The organism is Vibrio sp. 1069 (assembly GCF_033340555.1).
The window spans coordinates 1-644 of sequence record NZ_JAWOWP010000497.1; the positions used below are offsets into that span (position 1 = coordinate 1).

Consider the following 644-nt stretch of genomic DNA (forward strand, 5'->3'; position numbering starts at 1 on the left):
CAGGGGGCGACCTTGGTTACCACTCGGGTAGCCATCGCCTGAGGAGTTAACGGCATTGCTAAATCTGCAACAAGAAAATAGGCGAAGACAAGGACAAACGCGACGCAAGAATATTTGATCCAACGCGCGAACTTTTGGTCTGGAGTCATAGGCGTTTACTTCTCTTTTTTATTAGGATTTCTGACTTTATTCGCCAAGTGAATCGAGCGCATTGTGAGCAATTTGTTCTAGGATCAAGCCCAATTTCTTTAGCTCTTGATCATTGATTTCTGAGAGCAGTTTTCGACGAACCTGCAAGATGCGTTCTTCCATTTGTATCAACAGCTCTTTGCCTTCGTCCGTTAAGCTGACAATTCGTGCTCGCTTGTCATGCTCACAACAACGTCGCGTAATGAGCGATTGCTCTTCGAGCAGTTTTAGCGTGCGCATCAACGAGGCAAGCTCAATCTCAAGCGCTTCAGAAAGTTGCTTTTGACTGATGTTGTCGCCCATTCGATACAGCTTCCAAAGCGCCGTCCAGCGCGGGTAAGTTAGGTTTAGCGGTTCGAGCTCACGGTCGGCAACCATCTTCCATAAACGAGCGACACGAGACAGTTTTTCGGCAAGGGACAGATCTCTCAAAATGTTGATGTCTTGAATCATAA

General features: G+C 46.9%; 1 protein-coding gene and 1 pseudogene. Both read right to left on the reverse strand.

The annotated features are described in order from the left end of the window. Window positions 1-149: pseudogene (locus R7040_RS27380) on the reverse strand (HlyD family secretion protein); the annotation flags it as partial. A gap of 37 nt (window positions 150-186) precedes the next feature. Continuing rightward, entirely contained in the window at window positions 187-642 is a 456-nt protein-coding gene (locus R7040_RS27385; protein ID WP_318097732.1) for a MarR family transcriptional regulator, read from the reverse strand. Window positions 643-644 lie beyond the last annotated feature (2 nt).